A 6,056-nucleotide genomic window follows, 5' to 3' on the forward strand; every position below is an offset into this window, starting at 1 on the left:
GCTGGGCTAATGCTTTGCTCTCAATGTCAGGAAAATATCACGATAACCAATCCCAGTATGTTTACTACCAATGAACAAAAAACTCAGGATTAACCTGAGTTTCGTATAAGAGATTTTATGTTAAATGACTTAAATTTTTGGAGGAGATAATGATGCCTAATAATGAACATGAACAGGTGCATAGTAAATTAATTCAGATTATGGAAGATACTATTGATATTGCAGATATTTTGAATAGAAAAGATGCAAATAATGAGATGCTGTCTGAACAGTTACACAACCAAATGTTTGAACTAAGCAAAGCTATTCGTGACTTAAAAAAATTAAGTCAAAATTAAAATTATATGAATTAAAAAATGGGAGATTTAAGCTCCCATTTTTATTGTGTTTGTAATTAGATAAATTATGTACCCAAACGCATTAACTTTTCTTGAATTGCATCACTAACAAAGGCATTTAGGGAGTTACTTGATGCTAAAACCGCTTTACGATGTAATTCTGGGCTTATACGGACATTGAATGTGCCCTTGAATGGTTGATCAGGAGTTTTACCTAATTCAGCACATGACTCTAAATAGCCATCTACTGACTCTTGAAAAGCTTGCTCAAGAGCTTTTAATGTTTCCGCTTCATAGGTGACTAGATCGCGAATAAAAGAGAGTTTTCCAAAGAGTTCACCAGTTTCAAGATCAGGCTCAATTGTACCGAGATAGCCTTTGTATTTTAGATAGCTCATAAAAATCCCTCCTGCTTGAGTGCCTGTTTTACAGCTTTTAATGCTCCACCCTTAATTTCATTTTCAGGATGTGGACGGTGCAGTAAAATCATGTGTTCTGTTTTCTCATTAAAAAAACGGACACGAGAGCCTGCCATTTCAAACTTTTCATAGCCGAGTTGGTTGAGTAAAACGACTAAATCTTTATACGGAAACGTATTTTTTGAACTTCCAAATTTTTCCAGTAACTTTTCCGTTTTACCCATAATTTAGTCCTACTGTATTGCTAGTAAGTATAGTTAATTTCAAACAAGTATTGCAACTAAATTTAGTTGCAATACTTGTGATTGCCATTATGTTAAATATAAAGCTTTCAATATTTTTAGATTTTTTATTTAATTGAATAGTAATAATTTTTTAATGATTGAAATGACTACAAATCAAAATTTTGACAATATTCGTAAAGACGCTTCATTTTATTATTTGGATCACATCGAAAGTTCAATGATTCCAAATACTACACTATATGGAATTATTCAAAAATTAAAAAATAAACAACAAGTTAATCTAACTCACAATGAAAAAGGCCATTTAAAACTACTTAATCTTTACACTTTGCATAGCTTTGTTTGCGGCACCATTTCATTTAATCAATATAAAAAAGAGGCTGCCAATAATGAAATAAGAAATAAAATGTTGGCAGAACAGAAAATTCGTCAGGAGCTTTTAGAAAAAAGAGCTATTGAAAGACAAAAACGCCAAGAAAAATTAGTTCAAGAACGAAGAGACAGAGAAAAAACTGAAGATGAACGAAAAAAAGTAGAAGTCGGTAAATCATTACTCTTACAAGCAAAAGTTAGTAAAAATGATTTAGAAACTTTTGAAAATAAACTTCTAAGTTTGTGCAAACAGTACTTTTTCGACCCTTTAAAGTCAGAACTTTTAATACCTAGCCGTTTAAAAGATATTGTAAGAAAATATGAAGAAAAACAAAGCCTAACTAAATTTGAAGAAATATATATTCATGAATATATGCTCAGATCTTTAAATGGTTTTCTGCCAGACTTTCAGAAAAAAATTAGAAATAAAGTTGAATTAGAGAGATTAGCTGAGGAAAAAATTCGTCAAGAGAAATTGAGACAGGAAGCTATTGAAAAACAAAAGTTGCTTGAGTCAGATCCTGTTTATGTTGCAAAGCAAAAAGAAAAAGCATTACTAAAAAAATACGACATTAATGAATATCTATCAGAAGTATTACCTACAGAGCTTTCTGAAATTCTGAATAAGCTAGAAAATGAAACAAGACTGTCTCAAGATGAGGCAGTTTGGTTAAATACAATAGGTAAAAAATTCTTTAGTACCAAAGTTCGTCATAAATTTCATCGATTAGAAGCTAATTATTATTTGCAGGAATATGCAAAGAACACCAAGAACATTTGGAATGCTATTAATGCTAGTAGTCAATTAAGAAAGTGTCAGGAAAGTCTTGAGGCAGAAGAATTTTTAGAAAAAATTTCCACCAATGGTATCAAGGATAAAAAATTATTATCTGCGTATTTCACTACTCTTGGTGGAGTTAGACGTGATCTTCGCAAGGTTAAAGTCGCCATTGATAATGCATCCAAAGCTCATAATTTAACTCCAGATAATTATCGTCCTTGTACTTTATTAGGCGCTATTTATATGGAAACGTATCAATATACACTTGGGCATGAGTGGTATGAAAAAGCTAGTGAACGAGGTGCAACAAATCAATCAATTAATGCTGATCTTAAAAGCATTCTCTCTAAGATGGATAAAGCTAAACGTAATGAAATGATTGAACATTTATTGAAGTTAGATACTCACGCATACTCATGGCTAAAGTCTCTAAAAACAGCCGTATTAAACAAGCCTACAAGTAAACAAAATAAAGTCGAGCAATCAGTAAAAACTCAGAAAAAAGCATCGCCATCACAGCCTAAAAAGAATGCTCAAAATAAGCAGCCTAAAAATTCTGAAAAAAGTTTAAAGGCCCTTTTAGAACAGGGAGCTAAGGCACACAATTTAAACCAGCCAGTGAGCCTATCAAAACCCTCATGCATGAAGCCTAAGAAGAAATAATTTTATTATTGAGTTTTCCTAAAATTAACATAATACACCTTATACGAAATGCTCTTCATTTCTCTTTAAAATTCAGTGTTTTATGTTGATGTAAAAAGCCCAATCCTTCCCGATTGGGCTTTTTACGTGATTTTTATCGTTCCACGCCTATTACTTGATCAATGTTTCACGACTTTGTTCATATCAGTTAAACAATCGTGGTTAATCATAGGGTCTAAAAAAACGGCTCCAAAAGCCTCTTTTCGGTTGCTCCGGTTCAACATGTTCCGGTACTGGAATACGCTTGTTTTCTGCCTGCTCCGGAGTAGTCAATCCGTCATCTTTAGGTTTAGCCAAATTAGGCTCACGATCTGCTTTAGATGCACTTGGTTGTATAGCATCCTCATCAGAAAAAGTAGTCATGTTAGCTTGAGGAGGCTTCATCTCTATGAGTGTAAGCAAGGTATCAATACGAGAATTAGCTTTAGCTTCACGATCTTCCGCTTTTTCTAATTGTTTCTTTAAAAAATCAATCTGATTTTTGAGTTCAACAACTGTATTATCAGTGTATTCAGGTGTATCAGAGTTTTGTCTTATAGATGTATCAAGACGTTTTGTATCTGTTCTACCAAAAGGTTCACCATATACACGAAGTAATTCTGAAAAGTCGATAGAACCATCATGGTCACGACTTAATACACCGTTTTTTATATCTTTATAAAGTGTAGCTCGAGATTTTTTATACAGTGTTGCTGCATCACTAACACTGTATTTTGTACTTGTTTTCATAATGTATTGCTATGTATTTACGATACGTATTAGTGAATACAATAAGTGTATTCACTAATACTCTCAAGGTTTAAAGCCTAAGTTCTTTAAATAAGGTAAAAACTGCTTTTGTTGTTTAGGATCTCTTAGCATATCTTTTATTTTTGAGGCTAGTATTTCATAGCTTTCGCCCTGTAGTGCTAAGTGAGACAGTTCATGCAGTCGAGATAGCTGATTCCCAAACATATTGATTTGAGCATCTGTTAGCTTATAAAAATCCTTCGATATATTTGGATTTTGGTGACTAATACTTTTAGCTTTTTCTTTAAAAGAGAACATGATGTGAGTAACTTTACGGCCTGTTTTTTTCTGCTCATATCTCACGTTTAAAGGACTGTATTCATTTATTTGATCTACAGCAGTATCAATCACTCGTTTTTTGAAGTCGGCAAATAGTGGGTATTTTTTACCTAGTTCTAGCATTGTCCTTAGATTATCTACTGAGATTTCACGTTTACCGATTTGTCTATATTGCACTAGTAGCTCATAAATACGGATACCGTACCCGCTATTGATTCCAGCAATGTCTGATAGTGCGTATTTAGTAAACTCTCGACTTAAGTTAGAAATAAAAGGCAAGATTGGTTTTGAGAAACGGATACCAATAACACTTTGGCTATCTAAAAATTGGATTTCTTGTACCCATCTCATTTTGATAGATTTATCGTCGATACTGAGATTAATTGACCTTTCATAAAGTCTATTAATACCCTCTTTTAAATCTCTGTAAGCTGTTTTTTCATGTACTCCTAAGAGCTGTAATTCTCCAACACTTACAGGATATAACTCATCATCTGTGATGGGTTTATTCTTAGGAATACGTGCTATTGCGGCTAAAACAATACGTTGCTCTACGGCACTCAATTGATATGAAGCTTCTATAACTTGATTTGATTTTACAACTTGATTCTTATCCAAAATAAAACCATTAATTTTTTTAATATATGACAAATATATACTTGTCATAGTTAGTAGTCAATCCGTCATAGTTAAGTAGTCAATCCGTCATAGTTAGTAGTCAATCCGTCATAGTTAGTAGTCAATCCGTCATAGTTAGTCGCTGAAACTATTGATACATAAGGAATACAGGCACCCTAAAAGATTTAAAATAATTAAAATAATTAAAAAAGGTAATTTGAAAAATTGCCCTATGTTTTCGCTTCGCTCAAACTCTATTGAATCTCGCTTTCGCTCGATTCGAGGGGCAATTTTTAGCTAATCTCGTTGTGACTTTAAAAAATCAAAAGCAACTCGGAATTCGCTACGCTCATGAGTTTTTTATGCTCGCTTCGCTCGAACGAGCAGCCAATATTAATTGTTCGCACCCATTCGGGATGCTCTGAAATCAAAGTGATTAATGGATAGGGAGCCTGTAATCAGAGAAAAAGCGAGACGAAATTTTGATTAATCTTAATCACTCGTAGACACTCGTTCGGGTTTTTTCTATATCAGTCTAAGATGGAAAACTGCTTTCTGAAATTTGTTATTTGTTTTACAGATTTTTTAGCCTAGTTGCATTTCTCATTCTAAATAAGCCTATTTTGCGTTTATTGGCCTTTTTAGCCCTGTTTACATAGATTTCCCTCTTTTTCGAAGAAATGCGCTTCAGTGCGATTCTAGGCAGTTTTATAGCGATGTAGAAAATTCTTCGATTCTAATTTAGAGCGATAGCCTTGTTTTGATGTTTTTGAATTTTTCATTTCTGGTCAGCAGATCAGAATGCACGCTTCCGCGTTTCTCTTTGAAGAAACAAAATTTAGATGTTTACCAAGCATTCACTGTACGTCAATTTAGCCAGTTAAACCGTTTATGATCTCGGCACATGCCGAATATTTTTGTCACACACCACGCATCTATCGATGACAACCCTCAAACCCTTACAGGATAAGGCATACACAGATTTTTAACAGGTAAAAAAAACGGGGCTGAAAAAAAGCGAAATATGAGTGTATCTATTTGAAAAAAAAGGAAAAACATCAGCCCATTAAGAAGGGCTGAAAAATGTGAGAAAACATGAATAAGTATTTGTTTTATAAAATGAAAATTAGGGGCTATGGATAAATATAGACCATAGCCCCGTTTTTTAGAAAAAAATTAAATAAGCAATTGATATATATTAACAAATAAAGGGGCGCTGATTTTTTTTACATTATTGCTTGTAAAGCGAATATTAGTAGTGTGCAAAATTAAAAAAACTCAGTATACATAACGAAATTTTTTAAAGAGAATTAAGTGATGGACAATATTATTCAGCTTTCTAAACCATGTACGCTTTGTGGAAATAGGCAGAATGTTCAGCTATTTGCTGGGCTAATGCTTTGCTCTCAATGTCAGGAAAATATCACGATAACCAATCCCAGTATGTTTACTACCAATGAACAAAAAACTCAGGATTAACCTGAGTTTCGTATAAGAGATTTTATGTTAAATG

The 6,056-nt window shown here is 33.1% G+C and carries 6 protein-coding genes; 2 read left to right on the plus strand and 4 right to left on the minus strand.

Going from position 1 to position 6,056, the window contains the following annotated elements; translation table 11 throughout:
* Nucleotides 1–149 precede the first annotated feature (149 nt).
* Nucleotides 150–338: a hypothetical protein gene (locus FTU22_RS16110; RefSeq protein ID WP_180095432.1), complete on the plus strand. Its 189-nt coding sequence runs from the start codon at nucleotides 150–152 to the stop codon at nucleotides 336–338.
* Between the two features lie 65 nt (nucleotides 339–403).
* On the opposite strand, the gene FTU22_RS16115 is transcribed toward FTU22_RS16110, so the two are convergent.
* Both FTU22_RS16115 and FTU22_RS16120 read right to left on the minus strand, forming a co-directional pair.
* Nucleotides 404–736, minus strand: coding sequence for a type II toxin-antitoxin system HicB family antitoxin (locus FTU22_RS16115; protein WP_180095435.1), 333 nt, complete (start codon nucleotides 734–736; stop codon nucleotides 404–406).
* Complete coding sequence (locus FTU22_RS16120; protein WP_180095438.1) at nucleotides 733–981, minus strand: type II toxin-antitoxin system HicA family toxin; 249 nt, start codon at nucleotides 979–981, stop codon at nucleotides 733–735. Before FTU22_RS16120 ends, FTU22_RS16115 begins: the two co-directional genes overlap by 4 nt.
* 163 nt (nucleotides 982–1,144) lie before the next feature.
* Between FTU22_RS16120 and FTU22_RS16125 the strand changes: the two genes are divergently transcribed.
* On the plus strand, nucleotides 1,145–2,818 hold the full coding sequence (locus FTU22_RS16125; RefSeq protein ID WP_180095441.1) for a hypothetical protein: 1,674 nt from the start codon (nucleotides 1,145–1,147) through the stop codon (nucleotides 2,816–2,818).
* A 201-nt stretch (nucleotides 2,819–3,019) separates the two neighbouring features.
* Here FTU22_RS16125 and FTU22_RS16130 read toward each other — a convergent pair whose 3' ends face one another.
* Nucleotides 3,020–3,586, minus strand: a complete 567-nt coding sequence (locus FTU22_RS16130) for a plasmid replication DNA-binding protein (protein ID WP_180095444.1) — start codon at nucleotides 3,584–3,586, stop codon at nucleotides 3,020–3,022.
* 63 nt (nucleotides 3,587–3,649) lie between these two features.
* A complete protein-coding gene (gene repM, locus FTU22_RS16135) occupies nucleotides 3,650–4,591 on the minus strand; it encodes a replication initiation protein RepM (RefSeq protein WP_373684808.1) in 942 nt (313 codons plus the stop codon).
* Nucleotides 4,592–6,056: the final 1,465 nt, after the last annotated feature.

This window comes from Acinetobacter sp. YH12076, from assembly GCF_013419525.1.
GTDB classification, from domain to species: Bacteria; Pseudomonadota; Gammaproteobacteria; order Pseudomonadales; family Moraxellaceae; genus Acinetobacter; species Acinetobacter amyesii.

Coding starts and splice junctions, on each gene's coding strand:
- FTU22_RS16130 (WP_180095444.1), bottom strand. CDS start 3,586: ATGAAAACAAGTACAAAATACAGTGTTAGTGATGCAGCAACACTGTAT.
- FTU22_RS16125 (WP_180095441.1), top strand. CDS start 1,145: ATGACTACAAATCAAAATTTTGACAATATTCGTAAAGACGCTTCATTT.
- FTU22_RS16120 (WP_180095438.1), bottom strand. CDS start 981: ATGGGTAAAACGGAAAAGTTACTGGAAAAATTTGGAAGTTCAAAAAAT.
- FTU22_RS16110 (WP_180095432.1), top strand. CDS start 150: ATGATGCCTAATAATGAACATGAACAGGTGCATAGTAAATTAATTCAG.
- repM (WP_373684808.1), bottom strand. CDS start 4,591: ATGACAAGTATATATTTGTCATATATTAAAAAAATTAATGGTTTTATT.
- FTU22_RS16115 (WP_180095435.1), bottom strand. CDS start 736: ATGAGCTATCTAAAATACAAAGGCTATCTCGGTACAATTGAGCCTGAT.